This window comes from Streptomyces sp. NPDC002784, from assembly GCF_053592135.1.
Genome location: NZ_JBSFVD010000008.1, coordinates 124,862 through 145,428 on the forward strand (window position 1 = coordinate 124,862; position 20,567 = coordinate 145,428).

A 20,567-nucleotide genomic window follows, 5' to 3' on the forward strand; every position below is an offset into this window, starting at 1 on the left:
CTGTCTTACTTCTCCTCGATGCGGGTGTGGGTGACGGCGGGCTGGTTGCCGCCCAGCAGCAGGTACAGGACGGCCATCCGGATGGAGACTCCGTTTGCGACCTGCTCGACGACGGTGCAGCGCTCGGAGTCGGCGACCTCGGCGGTGATCTCCATGCCGCGCACCATCGGCCCGGGGTGCATCACGATGGCGTGCTCGGGCATCTTGGCCATGCGGTCGCCGTCGAGGCCGTAGCGGCGCGAGTACTCGCGCTCGGTGGGGAAGAACGCGGCGTTCATGCGCTCCCGCTGGACGCGGAGCATCATCACGGCGTCGGACTTGGGCAGCACGGCGTCCAGGTCGTACGACACCTCGCACGGCCAGGTACCGACGCCGACCGGCACCAGGGTGGGCGGGGCGACCAGGGTGACCTCGGCGCCGAGGGTGTGCAGCAGGTCGACGTTGGAGCGGGCGACCCGGCTGTGCAGGACGTCGCCGACCAGCGTGATCCGCTTGCCGGCCAGGTCCTGGCCGAGCCCGGCGTCCCGGCCGACGAGCCGGCGGCGCATGGTGAACGCGTCCAGCAGGGCCTGGGTCGGGTGCTGGTGGGTGCCGTCACCGGCGTTGATGACGACCGCGTCGATCCACCCGGAGTTGGCGAGGCGGTACGGCGCTCCGGAGGCGCCGTGCCGGATGACCACGGCGTCCACGCCCATGGCCTCCAGTGTCTGGGCGGTGTCCTTGAGGGACTCGCCCTTGGAGACGCTGGATCCCTTGGCCGAGAAGTTGATGACGTCCGCGGACAGGCGCTTCTCGGCGGCCTCGAAGGAGATACGCGTGCGCGTGGAGTCCTCGAAGAAGAGGTTCACGATGGTGCGGCCGCGCAGGGTCGGCAGCTTCTTGATGGGCCGGTCGGCCACCCGGGCCATCTCCTCGGCGGTGTCGAGGATCTGGACGGCGTCGTCGCGGGTGAGATCGGCGGCCGAGATGAGATGACGCTGCATCTGTCAGGCTCCGTAAGGCAGTTCAGGTATGGGGAGATTCCGGGCAGGCGAGGGCGCGCCGACAGGGCGTACGCGGTCCGGCTGCTACGAGGTCGGCTTCACACCGAGCAGCACGGTGTCGCGACCGTCCTCCTCGGTGAGCTGGACCTTGACCGTCTCCCGCAACGACGTGGGGAGGTTCTTGCCGACGTAGTCGGCGCGGATGGGCAGTTCGCGGTGGCCGCGGTCGACGAGCACGGCGAGCTGCACGGCCCGGGGGCGGCCGAGGTCGTTCAGCGCGTCGAGGGCGGCACGGATGGTGCGGCCGGAGAAGAGCACGTCGTCGACGAGGACGACCAGCCGGCCGTCGAGCCCGTCACCGGGGATCTCCGTACGGGCGAGCGCGCGCGGCGGGTGCATGCGCAGGTCGTCGCGGTACATGGTGATGTCGAGCGAGCCGACCGGGATCTTGCCGCCGGTGATCTCTTCGAGCTTCTCGGCCAGCCGCCGGGCGAGGAAGACGCCCCGGGTGGGAATGCCGAGGAGCACCACGTCGTCGGCGCCCTTGGCGCGTTCGACGATCTCGTGGGCGATGCGGGTCAGTACCCGCGCGATGTCGGGGCCCTCGAGAACGGGCCGCGCATCGGACGCTTGCGTGTCCATGGGAAAAGGACCTCCTTCTCCGCCTCACGGGACGGACCTTAAAGGACGTCGGGTTTGCGTCATCCACCGTAGCAGGCCGGGAACCGGACCCGGATCACCCCCTTGGCCCAACCGACCGCCGCGACCACGGAAGAGCCGGTGTGGACCATTCGGCTTGACGCACGAGAGTCACGCTGCGTAACCTCACAGTGAGTTACCAGCCGCGCGGCAGGAAGACAGCCGGCCGCGTCGACACAGTGTCCGGGGAGCTATATGTCCAGCGAATACGCCAAACAGCTCGGGGCCAAGCTCCGGGCCATCCGCACCCAGCAGGGCCTTTCCCTCCACGGTGTCGAGGAGAAGTCCCAGGGACGCTGGAAGGCCGTGGTGGTCGGTTCGTACGAGCGCGGCGACCGTGCCGTGACCGTGCAGCGCCTTGCCGAGCTGGCGGATTTCTACGGCGTTCCGGTGCAGGAGCTGCTGCCCGGCACCACGCCGGGCGGGGCCGCCGAGCCGCCGCCGAAGCTGGTCCTGGACCTGGAGCGCCTGGCCCACGTACCGGCCGAGAAGGCGGGCCCCCTCCAGCGCTACGCCGCGACGATCCAGTCGCAGCGCGGTGACTACAACGGCAAGGTGCTCTCGATCCGCCAGGACGACCTGCGCACACTCGCCGTCATCTACGACCAGTCCCCCTCGGTCCTCACCGAGCAGCTGATCAGCTGGGGCGTGCTGGACGCCGACGCCCGCCGCGCGGTGTCCCACGAGGAGAGCTGAACGCTCCGCGGGTTGAGCAGAAACGTAACGCCGGGGTGGCAGGAGCTATACGGCTCCCGCCACCCCGGCGGTATTTCTGCCCCGCACGGGACGGCGGTCCCTCGCAACGCCGCCAGCAGCAGTTCCCCAGGGGCGCGGGGCACCGCGCGACCAGCCACGGACCACCGCCGGACCGCCCGCAAGCCGGCACCACCCCGCCCCTGGGCGCACGAACGCCGGGGGCCCGCAGCAAGCGCGCTGCGGGCCCCCGGCGTTCGTCGTACCGCCGCCTACGCCTCCCGGCGCAGCGTCGGCTTGAGCTCCTTCAGACGGCCGAGGAGGCCGTTCACGAACGAGGGCGACTCGTCCGTGGAGAACTCCTTGGCCAGCTGCACCATCTCGTCGAGCACGACGGCGTCCGGGGTCTCGTCGACCCAGATCAGCTCGTAGGCGCCGAGCCGCAGGATGTTGCGGTCCACGACCGGCATCCGGTCCAGCGTCCAGCCGACGGAGTACTGCGCGAGCAGCTCGTCGATCCGGCGCGCGTGCTCCGCGTAGCCCTCGACGAGCTGCATCGTGTACTCGCTCACCGGCGGCTGGCGGGTGTCGGCGTGGGAGAGCCGGACCCAGTCCGCGAGGACCGTCAGGACGTCGGCGTCGCGCTGGTCGCCCTCGAAGAGGATCTGGAAGGCGCGCTTGCGGGCCGTGTTGCGGGCAGCCACGGTTAGCTGTTCACCCGGCCGAGGTAGTCGCTCGTGCGGGTGTCGACCTTGATCTTCTCGCCGGTGGTGATGAAGAGCGGGACGTTGATCTGGTGGCCGGTCTCCAGGATGGCGGGCTTGGTGCCACCGGTGGAGCGGTCGCCCTGGACGCCTGGCTCGGTCTCCTGGATGACGAGCTCGACGGCGGCCGGCAGCTCGACGAAGAGCACCTCGCCCTCGTGCTGCGCGACGGTGGCGGTGAAGCCCTCGATCAGGAAGTTGGCGGCGTCGCCGACGGCCTTGCGGTCGACCATCAGCTGGTCGTAGGTCTCCATGTCCATGAAGACGAAGTACTCGCCGTCCATGTACGAGAACTGCATGTCGCGCTTGTCGACAGTGGCCGTCTCGACCTTGACACCGGCGTTGAACGTCTTGTCGACGACCTTGCCGGAGAGCACGTTCTTGAGCTTGGTGCGCACGAAGGCCGGGCCCTTGCCGGGCTTGACGTGCTGGAACTCGACGACGGACCAGAGCTGGCCGCCTTCGAGCTTGAGCACCATGCCGTTCTTGAGGTCGTTCGTGGAAGCCACGGTTGCGGAATCTCCTGGACTGACGTGGACGACCCCGGCGCACGCACTCCTACAGCGCGAGCAGCTCCTTGGTCGTGATGGTGAGTAGCTCGGGTCCGCCGTCCGCCTCGGGGCGGACGACGAGCGTGTCATCGATCCGGACGCCGCCCCGGCCCGGGAGGTGAACCCCCGGTTCGACGGTGACCGGCACGCAAGCGTCCAGTTTACCCATGGCCGCGGGAGCCAACTGCGGGTCCTCGTCGATTTCGAGTCCGACGCCATGGCCGGTGAGCGGTGGCAGCCCCTCCGTATGCCCCGCGGAGTCCAGCACCTGGCGGGCCGCCCGGTCCACGTCGCGGTAGGCGGCGCCGGGCGCCAGGCTCTCCCGGCCGGCACGCTGAGCGGCGAAGACGAGGTCGTACAGCTCGATCTGCCAGTCGGCCGGCGAGGTGCCGATGACGAAGGTCCGGCCGATCTCGCAGCGGTAGCCGCGGTAAGTGGCGCCCAGGCAGACGGAGAGAAAGTCGCCCTCCTCGACCCGCCGGTCGGTGGGCCGGTGGCCGCGGCGGCCGGAGTTCGGGCCGGTGGCGACGGAGGTCGGGAAGGCGGGGCCGTCGGCGCCGTGGTCGACGAGCCGGCGCTCCAGCTCCAGGGCGAGATGCCGCTCGGTGCGGCCGACGAGGATGGACTCCAGCAGCTCGCCGAGGGCCTGGTCGGCGATCTCGGCGCCGATCCGCAGACAGGAGATCTCCTCCTCGTCCTTCACCACCCTCAGCTGTTCGACGGCTCCGCCCAGCTCCGCGAGACGCAGCCGGGGCGCGACGGAGCCGATGGCCCGGTACCGGGCGACGGTGAGGTGATGCTCTTCCACGGCCAGGGACTCGGCGCGCTGCCCTCCGGCGAGATCGGCGGCGGCCACCGCGGGATCGCCTCCGGCGCCGGGGAGCCGGTGCACGCGCAGCGCCTCGTCCGGGCGGCCCCCGGCGGGACGGTCGTCCGGCGGGCCGGTGCACACCAGGACGTCCTCGGTCCGGCCGATCAGCAGGACGGCGTTCTTGGGGGCCGCGCCCGCCAGGTAGCGGACGTTGGCGGGGCGGGTGACCAGAGCGGAGTGGCTGCCGCCGGCTTGGCAGTGGTCCCGCAGGCGGGATCTTCGGGTGGCGTACACCTCTGACATGACACGAGCGTAGGAGTCTTGTAGGTGCGGCGCCGGTCGGGAGGGCCGAGTGGGGGGTGGTCGCGGTTGCTGGGCCGGGTGCGGGGCCGTGGGGGCTTGTCGCGCAGTTCCCCGCGCCCCTAGGGAGGTCGTCCTCCCCTGCGTCGAACAGATCCCTACCAGCTCGGCGGGCTCGCTATGGACCGGGCCAGTACGTCGTCCAGGACCTGGGCCGTCTGCTGCACGTCCAGCTGGGAGTTGTCGATGATCGGCAGGCCCGAGCCGTACCAGCCCGCCATGCGGCCGTGGATGCGGGCCACTTCCTCGTCGGTGAGGCGGCGGTTGCCGGAGCGTTCCGCGTTGCGCTCCAGGACGATCTCCAGGCCCGGCAGGAGGACCACCGGCAGCAGGCCGGGGCCCACATGGCGCTTCCAGCCGCCGAGGCCGACGACCGGGCGGTCGGGGAAGACCGCGTCGTCGAGGATGCAGGAGATGCCGTTGGCCAGGAAGTTGCGGGCGGCGAAGCCGCAGGTGCGGCGGGCCAGGCGGTACTGGGCCTCCGAGTGGTCGTTCCAGCCGGTCTGGGGGTCGGCGAAGCCGGAGCGGACCCATTCGCGGACGTCGTCGAGGCTGATGTGGGCCGTGGGCACCCGGCGGTGGTCGGCCCAGTACTTGGCGACGCTGGTCTTCCCGGCGCCGGCCGGGCCGATGAGCAGCACCGCGAGGGTCGTGCCGGACGGATCGGGCGCGCCCGGGGCGGGGACGGGCGGCATGGCGACCGGGCCGCCGGGGGGCAGCGGCACATGGCCGGTGGTCTCCGGGGCCGGGGGCTGCGGGACGTGCGGGGGCGCGGGCGGAACCGGGCCCGGGGGCTGCCCGGTGAAGCCGGGCGCCGGCGGGGGCACGGGGGCGGCCCCCTGGTGCGGGCCCGGGTGCGGCGGACCCGGGTGGTGTGCGGCCGGGGACCAGCCGACGGCCGGTCCGTGCCCCGGCTGGTGGGGCGGCGGCAGCGGAGAACCCACTGCGTGCTGCATCCGGTGCCACTCCATCTCGTACGGGACATTGGCGCTGGCAGCGAGGGGCGAGCCCCGCTCCCTACCGAACGGTACCGCCCCCGGCCACTGTTTGGTGAACGGCCGGGGGCGGTCCGAAGTGCCCCTGCGCACAGGGAAAATCGGGCGTACGGCGCCCCGGCGGACTTACTGGCCCACTTCTCCGTACGCGGCGAGCAGCACGGCCGGGTCCGGGCCCTCCAGGACGGTGGGCTTGGCCAGGCCGTCCAGGACGATGAAGCGGAGCAGGTCGCCGCGGGACTTCTTGTCGACCTTCATGTTCTCCAGCAGCTTGGGCCACTGGTCGTAGCGGTAGTGCAGCGGAAGACCGACCGCCTCCAGGATCGTGCGGTGCCGGTCGGCGGTCGCGTCGTCGAGCCGCCCGGCCAGGCGGCCCAGTTCGGCGGCGAAGTGCATGCCGACGGCCACCGCCGCGCCGTGCCGCCACTGGTAGCGCTCGTTCTTCTCGATGGCGTGGCCGAGGGTGTGGCCGTAGTTGAGGATCTCGCGCAGGCCCGACTCCTTCAGGTCCGAGGAGACGACCTCGGCCTTGACCCGGATCGAGCGCTCGATCAGCTCGGCGGTGTGCGGTCCGGCCGGGGTGCGGGCGGCCTCGGGGTCGGACTCGATGAGGTCGAGGATCACCGGGTCGGCGATGAAGCCGGCCTTGATGACCTCGGCGAGCCCGGAGACGTAGTCGTTGACCGCGAGGGAGTCCAGTGCGGCCAGGTCGCACAGGACACCGGCCGGGGGGTGGAAGGCGCCGACGAGGTTCTTGCCCTCGGCGGTGTTGATGCCGGTCTTGCCGCCGACGGCCGCGTCGACCATGGCGAGCACGGTCGTCGGGATGGCGATCCAGCGCACCCCGCGCAGCCAGGTCGCGGCCACGAACCCGGCGAGGTCGGTGGTGGCGCCGCCGCCGACGCCCACCACGACGTCGGTGCGGGTGAAGCCGGACTGGCCGAGCGCCTTCCAGCAGTAGGCGGCGACCTCGGCGGTCTTGGCCTCCTCGGCGTTCGGCACCTGGATGGCGACGGCGTCGAAGCCCTGCCCGGCGAGGTCGGCACGCAGCGCCTCGCCGGTCTCGGCGAGGGCCTCGGGGTGGATGACGGCGACCCGCTTGACCCGGTCGCCGATCAACCCGCCGAGTTCGCCCAGGAGTTGACGGCCCACCAGGACCTCGTACGGCTCACTGCCCGCCGTGCCGCCGACCTGGATCCTGGTGACTTGGCTTGCCATGACGTCCTCCGGCCGGGGGTCCGGGGGTTGCCCCCCGGGGGATGCAGTCAACTCCAGTGCGTCCAGTGCGTCCAGGGCGGCTCGGGTGACTTCTTCGGGCGTACGGCCGTCGGTGGTCACGACCGCCGTGGCGATCTGCTCGTACAGCGGGCGGCGGGCCTCCATCAGCTCGCGCCACTGCTTGCGGGGGTTGACCGCGAGCAGCGGGCGGGCGGCGTTCAGGCCGGTGCGCTTGACCGCCTCCTCGACGTCCATCGAGAGGTAGACGACCCGCAGTCCGGCCAGCGCCGTGCGCGTGTCCTCGTCCAGGATGGCGCCGCCGCCGAGCGCGAGGACGCCCTCGTGCTCGGCCAGGGCCCGCAGCACGGCCTGCTTCTCGATCGCGCGGAAGACGGGCTCGCCCTCGTCGACGAAGATCTCGGCGATGGCCCGGCCCTGCTCGGCGACGATGTCGTCGTCGGTGTCGCGGTAGCCGACGCCGAGCCGCTCGGCGAGCAGCCGCCCGACGGTGGACTTGCCCACGCCCATCGGGCCGACGAGCACCACCACCGGGTTCACCGGATCACCAGGTTGTCGAGGTAGGAGCGCACATTGCGCCGGGTCTCGGCGACCGAGTCGCCGCCGAACTTCTCCGCCACCGCGTCCGCGAGGACCAGGGCCACCATGGCCTCGGCGACGATGCCGGCGGCCGGGACCGCGGAGACGTCGGAGCGCTGGTGGTGGGCGGCGGCGGCCTCGCCGGTGGTGACGTCCACGGTCTGCAGGGCGCGCGGCACGGTCGCGATCGGCTTCATCGCGGCCCGGACCCGCAGCAGCTCACCGGTGGTCAGACCGCCCTCGGTGCCGCCGGAGCGGCCGGAGACGCGCTTGATGCCCTCGGGGGTGTTGACGATCTCGTCGTGCGCCTTGGAGCCCGGCACCCGCGCCAGCTCGAACCCGTCGCCCAGCTCCACGCCCTTGATCGCCTGGATGCCCATGAGCGCACCGGCGAGCCGCGCGTCCAGCTTGCGGTCCCAGTGCACGTGCGAGCCGAGGCCGACGGGGACGCCGTAGGCCAGGATCTCGACCACGCCGCCGAGGGTGTCGCCGTCCTTGTGGGCCTGGTCGACCTCCGCGACCATCGCCTTCGAGGTGTCCGCGTCCAGGCAGCGCAGCGGGTCGGCGTCCAGCCTCTCGACGTCGGCCGGGGTCGGGTACACACCCTGCGGGGCCTTCACGGAGCACAGCTCGACCACGTGGCTGACGATCTCGATGCCCGCGGTCTCCTTCACGTACGACCGCGCCACCGCGCCGAGCGCCACCCGGGCCGCCGTCTCACGCGCCGAGGCGCGCTCCAGGATCGGCCGGGCCTCGTCGAAGCCGTACTTCTGCATGCCCGCGAGGTCCGCGTGGCCGGGGCGGGGCCGGGTCAGCGGGGCGTTGCGGGCGAGCCCGGCGAGGATCTCCGGGTCGACCGGGTCGGCCGCCATGACCTGGTCCCACTTGGGCCACTCGGTGTTGCCGACCATGATCGCCACCGGGGAGCCCAGGGTGAGGCCGTGCCGGACGCCGCCGAGGAAGGTGACCTCGTCGCGCTCGAACTTCATCCGCGCACCGCGGCCATAGCCGAGCCGGCGCCGGGCCAGGTGGTCCGCCACCATCTCCGTGGTGATCGGCACGCCGGCCGGGAGGCCCTCCAGCGTCGCCACGAGTGCGGGGCCGTGGGACTCCCCCGCGGTCAGCCAGCGCAACCTGCTCAACGATGCTCCTCAGTGCTCGCGCCCTGGTACTGCCCTTCGTACGCGTGTCCTCGCGTACGGCGACGGCAAGACCAGGTGCGCGGCCCCGGCCCGCCACTTCCGATCCTCCCACGTCCCGGCGCCGTCCCCGGCCGCCGGTCCATCAGTCGGACGCGAATGTGCCAGGCCGCGACGCGGCTGCGCCATCAGGCGGAGCTGTCCTCCGGGCGCCGCTGCGGGGCGTACGGGCCCAGGTAGTCGGCCCCGCTGCCCTGGCCGTGGGGCGCAGCCGCCGGGACAGGCTGCGGCTGACGCGGCGCACGGCGGCGGGCGATCTTGTTGCGCAGCCTGATGGTCCAGGTGACCAGCAGGGCGAGCACGATCAGGACCAGCACGGTGTTCTGCACCCAGTCGGGCAGGAACCACAGCAGGCTCTCGAAGATCTGGCTCTTGCCGGACGCCAGCGGCTGACCTGTGGACATCGAACGCGTTCCCCTCCCGGTCCCGCCCCCTGCGGAACCGGAAGGATCTTAGCGGGCGTCGAGCGCGTGTTCGCCCGCTTTTCGCATGGCGTCCAGCGGTGCCGGGGTGCGCCGCGTCATCTGCTCGACCTGGAGCACCGCCTGGTGCACCAGCAGGTCGAGCCCGCTCACGACGGCCCCGCCGAACATGGACCAGCGGGCCGCGAGCGCGGTGGGCCAGGGGTCGTAGAGCACGTCGAACAGCGTGGCGGGGCGCTCCGGTACGGCGGAGGCGAGCTCGTCGGTCGCACCGGCCGGCGTGGTCGCGACGACCAGGGGCGCGCGCAGCGCCTCGGCGGCGTCCGCCCAGTCCGCCGTACGCACCTCGACGTCGAGCCGTTCGCCCCACTGCCGCATCTCCGCGGCGCGGGCGGCGCTGCGGACATAGGCCACGACCTCACCGGTGCAGATGCGGGCGAGCGCGGCCAGCGCGGAGGAGGCGGTGGCACCCGCGCCCAGGATCGCGGCCGAGTCGACCTGCTCGATGCCGCGTTCGCGCAGGGCGGCGACCATGCCGGGGATGTCGGTGTTGTCGCCGGTGCGGCGGCCGTCCTCGGTGAACACGACGGTGTTGACCGCCTCGACCGAGCGGGCCGTCTCGCTGACCTCGTCGAGCAGCGGGATGACCGCCCGCTTCAGCGGCATGGTCAGCGACAGTCCGGCCCACTCGGGGCCGAGTTCGGCGAAGAACCCGGGCAGCGCGGCCTCGTCCACCTCGTACCGGTCGTACGTCCAGCCGGTGAGCCCCAGCTGCTCGTAGGCGGCGCGGTGCAGCACCGGCGAGAGGGAGTGGGCGATGGGCGAACCGAGCACGGCGGCCCGGCGGGCGTCTGTGCCCTGACCTGTCATTGCACCTGTCCTTGAGCCGTCAGTCGTTGTTCCGCGACGCGTTGAACTGCTCGACCAGCTTCTCGTGCTCGGCGAGCGTCTTGGTGAACTTGCTGGTCTTGCCGTCCAGCGAGATGAAGTAGTACCAGCCGTCGTCCGTCGGGTTCAGCGCGCCCTTCAGCGCCTCTTCGCCCGGGTTGTCGATCGGGCCGGGCGGCAGTCCCTTGACGAAGTAGGTGTTGTACGGGTTGTCGAACTCCCGCAGCTCGGCGATCGTCAGGTCGATCTTGCTCTGGTTCTTGATGTAGTTGTACGTGGAGTCGAACTCCAGCGAGCCGTAGGTCTCGGGGTTGCCGGGCTTGAGGCGGTTGTAGACCACTTCGGCCATCTTGCGGAAGTCGTCGTGGCTGGTGCCCTCGGCCTGCGCCAGGCTCGCCACGGTGAGCAGCTGCCAGGGGTTGTCCAGGCCCAGGTCCTCGGCCTTCTTCTCCAGGCCGAGCTCCTCGTACTTCTCCGTGGCCCGGGCGACCATCCGCTTGAGGACGGCCTCGGGCTTCTGGCCCTTGGCCACCGGGTAGCTGGACGGGTAGAGGAAGCCCTCCAGCGGGTCCTTGACGTCCTTGTGGCCCGTCGCCCACTCGGGAAGGCCGAGGCTGTCCGCCTTCTCCTCGGCGATCTCCGCCGTGGTGCCCTTGTCGAGTTCCAGGCGCGCGTCGATCAGCTTGTAGACCGCGACATTGCGGGTGCCCTCGGGAATGATCAGGTTGTTCTGGCTCTTCGGGCTGAGCATGAGGTCGACCGCGCTGCTGGCCGACATCTCCTTCTCCAGCGTGTAGACGCCGGCCTGGATCGTGTTGCCCTTGGGGTTCTGCTGCTGGGCGGCGACGAACGCGTCGACGCTCTTGACCACGCCCTTCGACTTCAGCTCCTGGCCGATGGAATAGCCGCCGGCGCCCTCGGGGATCTCGACGGTCACCTGCTCGCCGTTGCCGCTGCCCGCGTAGTCCGGGGCGTCGCCGAAACGATCCTGGTAGAACTGATAGCCGAAGTATCCGACTCCGGCGATGCCTCCGCCGAACACCAGCAGGACGACCAGACAGGCACATCCGCTACGGCGCTTCTTGCCGCCTTTGCCGCCCCGGCCCCGCCGGTCGCCTCGGCCGCGGCGGCTCCCCGGGTCGTCGTCGACATCGTCGTCATCGCCGCCGCCCGCGAAGAAGGCGTGCTCGCCCTGGTCGGGACCCGGGTCCCAGTCGGTGCGCGGCTCCGGCTCGGCCTGTCGTCTGCTCGGCGGCTCCGGCGGCGGGTACGCCTCGGGGGTGCCGTAGAAGTCCGGCTGCTGTTCGCCGTAGGCGGCGCTCTGCTGGCCGTAGGGGTCGGCGGGATCGGTGTACTGGACGTGCCCGTGCGTGCCGGTGCCCCAGCCGCTGTTGTCGTACCCCTGCTGACCCTGCCCCTGGCCCTGGTACTGCTGCTGGTCGTACTGCTGCGGGTACTGCTGCTGCGCCTGACCGTATCCGTCCTGCTGGCCGGTGCCCCAGTCGCCGTACTGCTGCGGCTGCTGCGGTTCCTGCGGCTGCTGCTGCTCCGGATAGTGCTGCGGCTGGCCGCCGTAAGGGGACTGCTGGCCCGCTTGAGCCTGCTGTCCCTCCCATCCACCGTCCCCGTAGTACGGGTCCTCGGGATGCCACGGTTCGGAGCCCTGGCCCCGGCCATACTCAGTCATCGATCCCCTAGAGCCGCGAGGCGGCGGTCGCGCGGGGTGGGGCCCGGCTTCCGTTCCGCCTCTCTTTGTGCGGCGGCTGTTCGAACACCGTCGCATCGCGCGGAACGTTACCGTATCGCGATCAGATGACCACTTCGACGCCCTCGCCGGGAGCTTTACCTGACACCCGTTCGGATTCCAGTGCCTGCTGGAGGATGATCACAGCGGCTGCCTGGTCAATGACCGATCTGCCCTTTTTCGACTTCACGCCCGAGGCGCGCAGTCCTTGACTCGCCGTCACCGTGGTCATCCGCTCGTCCACGAGCCGCAGCGGAACCGGCGCGATCAGGCGCGCCAGTTCCTGGGTGAAGCCGCGGACCTTGACCGCGGCCGGGCCCTCGCCCCCCTTGAGGGAGCGCGGGAGGCCGACGACGACCTCGATCGGCTCGTACTCCTCGACCAGTTGCTTCAGCCGCCGCTGGGCCGCGGGGACGTCCCGGCCGGGGACCGTTTCCACCGGGGTCGCGAGGATCCCGTCGGGGTCGCACGAGGCGACCCCGATCCGGGCGTCCCCGACGTCGATGGCGAGCCGACGTCCTCTGCGCATTACTTGGCCGTCTCCCCGACCAGGCGCTCCACGGCGTCCACGGCCTCGCCGACCGCGGTCGGGTTCTGGCCGCCGCCCTGGGCGACGTCCGGCTTGCCGCCACCGCCGCCGCCGAGCGTCTTGGCGGCCGTACGGACCAGGTCGCCGGCCTTCAGGCCGCGCTCGCGGGCGGCCTCGTTGGTGGCGATGACCGTCAGCGGCTTGCCGTTGACCACGCTGAACAGGGCGACCACGACGGCCCGGCCGCCCTGGATGCGGCCGCGCACGTCGAGGACCAGCCTGCGCAGGTCGTCGGCGGTGGTGCCGTCCGGGACCTGGCCGGTGACCAGCGCGATGCCGCGGACGTCCTTGGCGGACTCGGCGAGACCGGCGGCGGCCTGGAGCACCTTCTCGGCGCGGAACTTCTCGATCTCCTTCTCGGCGTCCTTCAGCTTGCCGAGCATGGCGGAGACCTTCTCCGGAAGCTCCTCCGGGCGGCCCTTGATCAGCTCCTGGAGCTGGGCGACGACCGTGTGCTCACGGGCGAGGAAGTTGTAGGCGTCGACACCTACGAGGGCCTCGATACGGCGCACACCGGAGCCGATCGAGGACTCGCCGAGCAGCTTGACCAGGCCGAGCTGGGCGGTGTTGTGCACGTGGGTGCCGCCGCACAGCTCCTTGGAGAAGTCGCCGATGGTCACGACCCGCACGCGCTCGCCGTACTTCTCGCCGAACTCGGCGATGGCGCCCTGCTTCTTGGCGTCGTCGATGCCCATGACCTCGGCCCGCACGTCCAGATCGCGGGCCAGCACCTCGTTGATCTTCTGCTCGACGTCGGTCATCACGGCCGTCGGAACGGCGGACGGCGAGCCGAAGTCGAAGCGGAAGCGGCCGGGCTGGTTCTCGGAACCGGCCTGGGCGGCCGTCGGGCCGAGGGCGTCACGCAGGGCCTGGTGGGTCAGGTGGGTGGCCGAGTGGGCGCGGGCGATGGCCGTGCGTCGGCGGGCGTCGATGGCGGCCTCGGCCTTGGCGCCGACGGTGACCTCGCCGACCTGGACGACGCCCTTGTGGACGTACACGCCCGGCACCGGCTTCTGGCAGTCGCGGATCTCGATGACGGCGCCGGAGTCCACCTTGATGCGGCCGGTGTCGCCGATCTGGCCGCCGCCCTCGGCGTAGAACGGGGTGCGGTCGAGGACGATCTCGACCTCGTCGCCCTCGGTGGCGGCCGGGGAGGAGACGCCGTCGACGAGGATGCCGACGATCGTCGACTCGCCCTGGGTGTCGGAGTAGCCGATGAACTCGGTCTCACCGGCCCGGTCGGCGATCTCGCGGTAGGCGCCCATGTCGGCGTGGCCGGTCTTCTTGGACTGGGCGTCGGCCTTGGCCCGCTCCCGCTGCTCCTTCATCAGGCGCCGGAAGCCGTCCTCGTCCACGGACAGCCCCTGCTCGGCGGCCATCTCCAGGGTGAGGTCGATCGGGAAGCCCCAGGTGTCGTGGAGCAGGAAGGCCTTGTCGCCGGCGAGGACCGTGCCACCGGCCTGCTTGGTCTCCGTGACGGCGGTGTCGAGGATGTTGGTGCCGGCCTTCAGCGTCTTGAGGAAGGCGTTCTCCTCGGCGACGGCGACCTTCTCGATCCGCTCGCGGTCGGTGACCAGCTCCGGGTACTGCTGCCCCATCATCGCGATGACGGTGTCGGCCAGCTCCTTGACCACCGGACCGGTGGCGCCGAGCAGCCGCATGTTGCGGATGGCGCGGCGCATGATGCGGCGCAGGACGTAGCCGCGGCCCTCGTTGCCCGGGGTGACCCCGTCGCCGATGAGCATCACGGCGGTGCGCATGTGGTCGGTGACCACGCGCAGCGAGACGTCCGAGCCGTGGGCGTCGCCGTAGGCCACGCCGGTCAGTTCGGTGGCCTTGTTGATGACGGCCATGGAGGTGTCGATCTCGTACATGTTCTGCACGCCCTGCAGAATCATGGCGAGCCGCTCCAGGCCGAGCCCGGTGTCGATGTTCTTGCTCGGCAGGTCGCCGAGGATCTCGAAGCTCTCCTTGCCGGTGCCCTCGCCCCGCTCGTACTGCATGAAGACGAGGTTCCAGATCTCCACGTACCGCTCGTCGTTGACGGCGGGGCCGCCCTCGGCGCCGAACTCGGGGCCGCGGTCGTAGTTGATCTCGGAGCAGGGGCCGCAGGGGCCGGGGACGCCCATCGACCAGTAGTTGTCCTTCATGCCGAGGCGCTGGATGCGCTCCTTCGGCACCCCGACGACCTCGTGCCAGATGCGCTCGGCCTCGTCGTCGTCCTTGTAGACGGTGATCCAGAGCTTCTCCGGCTCCAGGCCGTAACCGCCCTTGTCCTGGGGGCTGGTGAGCAGCTCCCAGGCGAGCTTGATGGCGCCTTCCTTGAAGTAGTCGCCGAAGGAGAAGTTGCCGCACATCTGGAAGAAGGTGCCGTGCCGGGTGGTCTTGCCGACCTCTTCGATGTCCGGCGTGCGCACGCACTTCTGCACGCTGGTGGCGCGGTCGAAGGGCGGCTTGACCTCACCCAGGAAGTAGGGCTTGAAGGGCACCATGCCGGCCGGGACGAGGAGCAAAGTCGGGTCGTCCGCGATGAGCGACGCCGAAGGGACGACGGTGTGCCCGCGCTCCTCGAAGAAGCTCAGCCAGCGGCGGCGGATCTCAGCCGACTCCATCAGTGGTCCTCATTCCGGTTGTACGTGTACGTCGTGTCGTCGATGACGTACGTCTTCGGCTCGGTGCGGTTCTCGATCGCGGCTTGCCGCCGCAGTGCGGGGAGTTCGGGGTCCGCGTCGATGCCCAACGCGTTCTCCAGCTCGGCCTCCCGCTGGGCCATGTTGTCGCGGACGTCGAGTGCGAAGCCCACCGCGCGGTCCTTGAGGCGGGTGCCCGCCTCAAGTGCCTTGTTGGCGGCCTGGGTGGCCAGGTGCTCCGGGGTCAGCTGCTTGATCTTGCGGTTGACCTTGGTGGTGGCCCACACGCCGGCCGCGACACCGGTGGTGAACCAGAACGAACGGCGGAACATCGCTGGATCAGCCCTTCTTCCGCTTGTTCCGCCGTGCGGCCGGAACGGTGCGGCCCACGATCACGGTACGTCGGGGTTCCTTGGCGGGCACGTCGTCCTTGCGGCCCGCGATCGCGCGGCGCACGCCGTAGCCGAAGGCCGCGACCTTGACCAGGGGGCCGCCGAAGGTGGAGGCCACCGTGCTGGACAGCGCGGAGGCGTTGGAGGTGACCTCCTGGACGTCGGAGGCGATCGCGTCGACCCGGTCGATCTGGGTCTGCGCCGAGCGCACCGCCGAGGAGGCGTCCGCCAGCAGCGGCACGGCCTGATCGGTCACGTCCGCGACCAGCTTGGTGGTCGCCCTGAGCGTCTGGGCCAGCCTCACCAGTGCCACGGCGAGGAAGGAGACCAGGATCGCCCAGAACACGGCCACCAGGATCCCGGCCACCTCTCCACCGGACACTGTTGCACCCGCTCCCTGAAACGTGTCTCACCATCGAAAAGTCGTGGGTCGAGCCTATCGCGCCGGGCGCGCGGCTCCGTACCGGATTACGGCCCGCGGGCGCGCGAGTTCGGCGAAGCGATTGTACGGAGTGAATACGGTTCAGTACGCTCCGTATCCCATGCGAGATCGACAGCGTGAGGCCACCCCGGTGGCCGGCAACCTCCCCTTGGAGCTCGACGCGTTCGTCGGGCGTACGGCCGAACTCGCGGGGCTTGCCGAGGCGCTCGGCGAGACGCGGCTGGTGACCGTGTGCGGAACGGGCGGGGTGGGCAAGTCACGGCTCGCGGCCCACGCGGCCGCCCGGTGCGCGCCGCCGGACGGGGTGTGGCGGGTGGAGCTGGCGCCGGTCAGCGATCCGGCGTTCGTCGACCACGCGGTGGTGGCGGCGCTGGGCCTCACCGACCACACCACCCGCCCGCCGCGCGAGACGCTCCTGTCCCATCTCGCCGGACGTCAACTCCTGCTGCTGCTGGACGGGTTCGAGCACCTGGTCGACGCCTGCGCCGAGCTGGTGACCGAACTGCTGGGCCGGGTGCCGGGTCTGACGGTGCTCGCGGTGGGCCGCAGGCCGCTGTCGGTGCGGGGCGAGCGGCTGTTGACGCTGGAGCCGCTGGCCGAGGACGAGGCCGTCGAGCTGTTCGCGGACCGGGCCGCGCTGCACGGGGCGAAGGTGGCCACCGGCGATGACGACGTACGGGAGCTGTGCCGGCGCCTGGACGGGATCCCGCTGGCGGTGGAGCTGGCGGCCGGGCGGCTGCGGGCGCTGTCCGCCGGGCAGTTGCTGGCCCGGCTCGACGACCGGTTCCGGCTGCTGACTCGGGACGGCGGGCAGGCGCTGTGGCGGCACCGGACGCTGCGCACGGCGATCGGCTGGAGCCACGAACTGTGCACGCCCGAGGAGCGGTTGCTGTGGGCGCGCCTGTCGGTGTTCGCGGGGAGCTTCGACCTGGAGTCCGTGGAGTACGTGTGCAGCGGTCACGGCCTGCGCGCCGACGACGTCCTCGACGTGCTCTCGGAACTCCTCGCGCAGTCGGTGGTCTCCCGGGAGGAGACCGCGTCGGGCGTGCGCTACCGCATGCTGGACACCGTCCGGGCCTACGGCGCCGACTGGCTGGCGGCGACCGGTGACGCGGAGCGGCTGCGGCGCCGGCACCGCGACTGGTACCTGGGCCTGGCGACCTGGTGCGAGCTGGACTGGTTCTCGCCGCGCCAGGCGGAGGTCGCCGCGCGCGTGGAGGCGGAGCTGCCCAATCTGCGCAGCGCCCTGGAGCACTGCCTGTCCGAGCCCGACGAGGCGCACTTGGGCCAGCTCCTCGCGGGCTCGCTGTGGTTCTACTGGGTCGGCTGCGGGCGCCTGTCGGAGGGGCGGCACTGGCTGGACCAGGCCGTCCGGCTGGACTCCGGCCATGAGCAGTCCCGGCTGAAGGCGCTGTGGGTGCTGGGTTATGTGGCGGTCCTCCAGGGCGACACGGTCGCCGCGCTCGCCGCGCTGCACGAGTGCGGTGAGGAGGCGCGGGCGTCGGCGAACCCCGTCGCGGCGGCCTACGCCGAGCACCGCATCGGCTGTGTCGCCCTGGTCACCGACGACATGCCCCGTGCTGAAACGCTGCTGCGCTCGGCGCTGGCCCGCTACCAGGAGATCGGTGAGCTCAACAGCAACGTCCTCATGGGCCAGGTGGAGCTCGCCATGGCCCGGGCCTTCCAGGACGATCTGGCCGAGGCGGTACGGCTGTGCGAGGACGTGCGCCGGGTGTGCGAGGACCACGGCGAGCGCTGGGCCCGCAGCTACGCCCTGTATGTGCTGGCGTACGCCGCCTGGCGCGAGGGCGACCGGGTACGCGCGCGTGAGCTGCTGGCCGACTGCCTGGCCGGCGCCCACTCCTTCCACGACCTGCTCGGCTCGGTGCTCACGGTGGAGCTGCTGGCCCTGGTCACGGCGGCCGACGGCGACGCGGCGGAGGCGGCGCTGCTGCAAGGGGCGGCGGAGCGGATGTGGCCGTCGGTGGGGCTGCCGCTGTTCGGCTCGGCCCACTTCAACGCCCCGCACGAGCTGTGCGAGACCATGTCCCGGGAGCGGCTGGGCGACGAGCGGTACGAGGAGTGCGTACGGGCGGGTGCGCTGCTCGACCGGGAGGCGGCGGTGGCCCGGGCGCTGTGCCTCGGGGGGCCGGCGGCCGGGGCGCTGGCGGGGCTGCCCGCGCCGCGCGGGCCCGTGCGGCACTCGCCCGCCACCCCTGACATGCACGAACCCGCCGCCTCGCCCACCCGGAAGGGCGGCGAGACGGCGGGCTGAAGCGCAGGTGGTGCTACGTCCGCCGGTGGATCAACGGGCGTAGTACTCGACGACGAGCTGCTCGTCGCAGATCACCGGGATCTCCTTGCGGTTCGGCTCGCGGTCCAGGCGGAACGCCAGGGCCTTGAGGTTCACCTGGAGGTAGCGCGGGGTCTCGCCGTCGGGGGCGAAGCCGCCCTCACGGGCGATCGAGAAGAGGGTCTTCTCGCGGCTGCGCTCGCGGACCATCACGACGTCGTCGGGACGGACGCGGAACGACGGCTTGTCGACCTTCTGGCCGTTGACCTCGATGTGGCCGTGAACGACCATCTGACGGGCCTGGTAGATGGTGCGGGCGATGCCCGAACGCAGCACCAGGGCGTCGAGACGACGCTCGAGCTCGATGATCAGGGCCTCACCGGTCTTGCCCTGAACCTTCGAGGCACGCTCGTAGGCGCGGACGAGCTGGCGCTCGGACACGTCGTACTGCGCGCGCAGACGCTGCTTCTCCAGCAGACGGACCTTGTAGTCCGAGTTCTGCTTGCGGCCGCGGCCGTGCTCGCCCGGCGGGTAGGGGCGGGCCTCGAAGTACTTGACGGCCTTCGGGGTCAGCGCGATGCCGAGGGCACGCGACTTCTTGACCTTGGGGCGGGACTGATTCGCCACTTGTTTCTCATTTCCTGGTGTTCGGCTTGTCAGGGTTGAGGGAGGTCGCATCCGCAGCCGGGGAGACCCGGCACGTCCGGTCGGTCGGACCTGCTGGGCAGCCGCTCCCTGATCTGGGCACATACGTGCAGCACGCGAGTGGCCCACCGACCGGTCCCGTCGTACGACGAGTGGTGGTGGGCTGCCCGCGACACCGTTCGACGGTGCGCGACGCTCCTGGAGCCGGTTCCTGGGAACCGGGTCTCCGGCTGACCGTCCCGTTCTGACTGCACGGGACACAGCACTTCGAGGGAGTCTACAGGCTGCTCAGGACCGCTTGCGACCGAGGCGCTTCCTGGTCCACTCCACCGCGTCCGCGTACCGGGCCTCCGTGCCGTGCCGGGTGGGGGTGTAGTACTCGCGGTCCTTGAGGGCGTCCGGGGCGTACTGCTGCTCGGCGATGCCCTCGGCCAGGTCGTGCGGGTACACGTACCCCTGCGCGTGGCCGAGCTTGGCGGCGCCCTTGTAGTGCCCGTCGCGCAGATGCGCCGGCACCGGCCCGGCATGTCCCTTGCGTACGTCCTCCATGGCGGCGCCGATGGCGGTCGTCGCGGCGTTGGACTTGGGCGCGAGGGCGAGGGCGATGGTGGCGTGGCTGAGGGTGAGGGCGGCCTCCGGGAAGCCGATCATGGCGACGGCCTGGGCCGCGGCGACCGCGATGGGCAGGGCGTGCGGATCGGCGAGCCCGATGTCCTCGCTGGCCGAGATCATCAGCCGGCGGGCGATGAAGCGAGGGTCCTCGCCGGCCTCGATCATCCGGGCCAGGTAGTGCAGGGCCGCGTCGACGTCGGAGCCGCGGATGGACTTGATGAGGGCGCTGGCGACGTCGTAGTGCTGGTCGCCGTCGCGGTCGTACGTGACCGCCGCCCGGTCGACGGTCTGCTCCAGCGTCCGGAGGCTGATCTCGCTCTCGCCCTGGTCCAGGGCGGCCCCCGCCGCGGCCTCCAGGGCGGTCAGGGCGCGCCGGGCGTCGCCGCCGGCGATCCGCAGCAGGTGATCCTCGGTGTCCTCGGGGAGGCCGAGGGCGTCCCCGAGGCCGCGCTCGTCGCTCAGCGCCCGCCTCAGCAGACCCCTGACGTCGTCGTCGGTGAGGGGTTCGAGGGTGAGCAGCAGGGAGCGGGACAGCAGGGGCGAGATGACGGAGAAGTACGGGTTCTCCGTGGTCGCCGCGATCAGCGTCACCCAGCGGTTCTCCACCGCGGGCAGGAGGGAGTCCTGCTGGGCCTTGCTGAAGCGGTGGATCTCGTCGAGGAAGAGGACGGTCTCCTTGCCGTAGCCGCCGGTGGCGCGGCGGGCGCCCTCGATGACGGCGCGGACCTCCTTGACCCCGGCGGTGATCGCGGACAGCTCCACGAACCGCTTGTTGGTGGCCTTGGAGACGACGTAGGCGAGGGTCGTCTTGCCGGTGCCGGGCGGGCCCCACAGGATCACCGAGGAGGGTCCGGCCGGGCCGCCGCCGGACTCCCCCACCAGTCTGCGCAGCGGTGAGCCCGGCTTCAGCAGGTGCTGCTGGCCCACCACCTCGTCGAGGGTGCGCGGGCGCATCCGGACGGCCAGGGGGCTGGCGGCCGGGTCCTTCTCCTGGCGTTCTTCGGCTGCGGCGGTGAACAGGTCGGGCTCCACCCTGAAAC

19 protein-coding genes are annotated in these 20,567 nt (G+C 71.3%); 2 read left to right on the top strand and 17 right to left on the bottom strand.

Annotated elements, in window-relative coordinates; translation table 11 throughout:
- Positions 1-5 precede the first annotated feature (5 nt).
- Positions 6-983, bottom strand: a complete 978-nt coding sequence (locus tag ACWD1Z_RS17335) for an aspartate carbamoyltransferase catalytic subunit (protein ID WP_400120869.1) — start codon at positions 981-983, stop codon at positions 6-8.
- 84 nt (positions 984-1,067) lie between these two features.
- On the bottom strand, positions 1,068-1,625 hold the full coding sequence (gene pyrR / locus ACWD1Z_RS17340) for a bifunctional pyr operon transcriptional regulator/uracil phosphoribosyltransferase PyrR (RefSeq protein ID WP_351980902.1): 558 nt from the start codon (positions 1,623-1,625) through the stop codon (positions 1,068-1,070).
- A gap of 252 nt (positions 1,626-1,877) precedes the next feature.
- Between pyrR and bldD the strand changes: the two genes are divergently transcribed.
- Positions 1,878-2,378: a transcriptional regulator BldD gene (gene bldD / locus ACWD1Z_RS17345; RefSeq protein ID WP_003956405.1), complete on the top strand. Its 501-nt coding sequence runs from the start codon at positions 1,878-1,880 to the stop codon at positions 2,376-2,378.
- A 269-nt stretch (positions 2,379-2,647) separates the two neighbouring features.
- Here bldD and nusB read toward each other — a convergent pair whose 3' ends face one another.
- The 13 genes from nusB to ACWD1Z_RS17410 all read right to left on the bottom strand — a co-directional run bounded on the left by nusB (position 2,648) and on the right by ACWD1Z_RS17410 (position 15,917).
- Positions 2,648-3,079, bottom strand: a complete 432-nt coding sequence (nusB, locus tag ACWD1Z_RS17350; protein WP_389420695.1) for a transcription antitermination factor NusB — start codon at positions 3,077-3,079, stop codon at positions 2,648-2,650.
- Positions 3,080-3,081: 2 nt separating this feature from the next.
- Positions 3,082-3,648, bottom strand: coding sequence for an elongation factor P (gene efp / locus ACWD1Z_RS17355; protein WP_328870023.1), 567 nt, complete (start codon positions 3,646-3,648; stop codon positions 3,082-3,084).
- Between the two features lie 49 nt (positions 3,649-3,697).
- On the bottom strand, positions 3,698-4,804 hold the full coding sequence (locus tag ACWD1Z_RS17360) for an aminopeptidase P family protein (protein ID WP_451119490.1): 1,107 nt from the start codon (positions 4,802-4,804) through the stop codon (positions 3,698-3,700).
- A 155-nt stretch (positions 4,805-4,959) separates the two neighbouring features.
- Positions 4,960-5,817, bottom strand: a complete 858-nt coding sequence (locus ACWD1Z_RS17365; RefSeq protein WP_451119492.1) for a Pro-rich N-terminal domain-containing protein — start codon at positions 5,815-5,817, stop codon at positions 4,960-4,962.
- Positions 5,818-5,982: 165 nt separating this feature from the next.
- Positions 5,983-7,602: a 3-dehydroquinate synthase gene (gene aroB / locus ACWD1Z_RS17370; protein ID WP_451119706.1), complete on the bottom strand. Its 1,620-nt coding sequence runs from the start codon at positions 7,600-7,602 to the stop codon at positions 5,983-5,985.
- Positions 7,603-7,628: 26 nt separating this feature from the next.
- Positions 7,629-8,813, bottom strand: coding sequence for a chorismate synthase (gene aroC, locus ACWD1Z_RS17375; RefSeq protein ID WP_451119494.1), 1,185 nt, complete (start codon positions 8,811-8,813; stop codon positions 7,629-7,631).
- Between the two features lie 185 nt (positions 8,814-8,998).
- A complete protein-coding gene (locus ACWD1Z_RS17380) occupies positions 8,999-9,274 on the bottom strand; it encodes a hypothetical protein (protein ID WP_451119496.1) in 276 nt (91 codons plus the stop codon).
- 48 nt (positions 9,275-9,322) lie between these two features.
- Positions 9,323-10,162 (bottom strand): shikimate dehydrogenase, encoded by an 840-nt coding sequence (locus ACWD1Z_RS17385; protein WP_451119498.1) that lies wholly within the window; start codon positions 10,160-10,162, stop codon positions 9,323-9,325.
- Between the two features lie 19 nt (positions 10,163-10,181).
- The gene (gene mltG, locus ACWD1Z_RS17390; RefSeq protein WP_451119500.1) at positions 10,182-11,867 is read right to left on the bottom strand and encodes an endolytic transglycosylase MltG; all 1,686 of its coding nucleotides are present in this window, start codon (positions 11,865-11,867) and stop codon (positions 10,182-10,184) included.
- A gap of 121 nt (positions 11,868-11,988) precedes the next feature.
- Complete coding sequence (gene ruvX, locus ACWD1Z_RS17395) at positions 11,989-12,453, bottom strand: Holliday junction resolvase RuvX (RefSeq protein ID WP_451119502.1); 465 nt, start codon at positions 12,451-12,453, stop codon at positions 11,989-11,991.
- Positions 12,453-15,125 carry an alanine--tRNA ligase gene (gene alaS, locus ACWD1Z_RS17400; protein WP_451119504.1) on the bottom strand — a complete coding sequence of 891 codons (2,673 nt, stop codon included), beginning with the start codon at positions 15,123-15,125 and terminating at the stop codon, positions 12,453-12,455. Before alaS ends, ruvX begins: the two co-directional genes overlap by 1 nt.
- Positions 15,125-15,475 carry a hypothetical protein gene (locus ACWD1Z_RS17405; RefSeq protein WP_389419233.1) on the bottom strand — a complete coding sequence of 117 codons (351 nt, stop codon included), beginning with the start codon at positions 15,473-15,475 and terminating at the stop codon, positions 15,125-15,127. Before ACWD1Z_RS17405 ends, alaS begins: the two co-directional genes overlap by 1 nt.
- A gap of 7 nt (positions 15,476-15,482) precedes the next feature.
- Positions 15,483-15,917: a DUF948 domain-containing protein gene (locus ACWD1Z_RS17410; protein ID WP_389419234.1), complete on the bottom strand. Its 435-nt coding sequence runs from the start codon at positions 15,915-15,917 to the stop codon at positions 15,483-15,485.
- A gap of 160 nt (positions 15,918-16,077) precedes the next feature.
- On the opposite strand from ACWD1Z_RS17410, the gene ACWD1Z_RS17415 reads away from it, so the two are divergent.
- Positions 16,078-18,252, top strand: coding sequence for an ATP-binding protein (locus ACWD1Z_RS17415; RefSeq protein ID WP_451119507.1), 2,175 nt, complete (start codon positions 16,078-16,080; stop codon positions 18,250-18,252).
- A 30-nt stretch (positions 18,253-18,282) separates the two neighbouring features.
- Here ACWD1Z_RS17415 and rpsD read toward each other — a convergent pair whose 3' ends face one another.
- Positions 18,283-18,897: a 30S ribosomal protein S4 gene (gene rpsD / locus ACWD1Z_RS17420; RefSeq protein ID WP_129796831.1), complete on the bottom strand. Its 615-nt coding sequence runs from the start codon at positions 18,895-18,897 to the stop codon at positions 18,283-18,285.
- Between the two features lie 306 nt (positions 18,898-19,203).
- Complete coding sequence (locus ACWD1Z_RS17425; protein WP_451119509.1) at positions 19,204-20,559, bottom strand: replication-associated recombination protein A; 1,356 nt, start codon at positions 20,557-20,559, stop codon at positions 19,204-19,206.
- Positions 20,560-20,567 lie beyond the last annotated feature (8 nt).